The sequence below is a fragment of the Burkholderia sp. A9 genome, from assembly GCF_000801975.1.
In genome coordinates this window covers 1-384 of sequence record NZ_JSZN01000060.1, presented here as the reverse complement: position 1 = coordinate 384, position 384 = coordinate 1, and the positions used below count along the sequence as shown (strand labels likewise).

The 384-nt window shown below is 66.9% G+C and carries 1 protein-coding gene; it reads left to right on the top strand.

Annotated features, from left to right (window positions below; translation table 11 throughout):
• Window positions 1-384, top strand: a 384-nt coding sequence (locus tag PI86_RS15365; protein WP_039324247.1) for an FHIPEP family type III secretion protein, incomplete at both ends; no start/stop codon positions are given.

Sequence of the window (384 nt, the reverse complement as noted above, 5' to 3'; positions counted from 1 at the left end):
GGCCTCGAAGTCGGCTACCGGCTGATTCCGCTCGTCGACAAGAACAGCGACGGCGAGTTGCTCAAGCGCATCAAGAGCATCCGCAAGAAATTCGCGCAGGAAATCGGCTTCCTGCCGCCGGTGATCCATATCCGCGACAACCTCGAGCTGCGGCCGAACGCGTACCGGATCGCGCTGAAGGGCGTCGAGATCGGCACGGGCGAAGTGTTCCCGGGCCAGTGGCTCGCGATCAATCCGGGCCAGGTGACGGCCGCGTTGCCGGGCGCCGTGACGCAGGATCCGGCGTTCGGGCTGCCGGCCGTGTGGATCGACGTCGCGATGCGCGAGCAGGCGCAGGTGTACGGTTACACGGTGGTCGACGCGAGCACGGTCGTCGCGACCCAC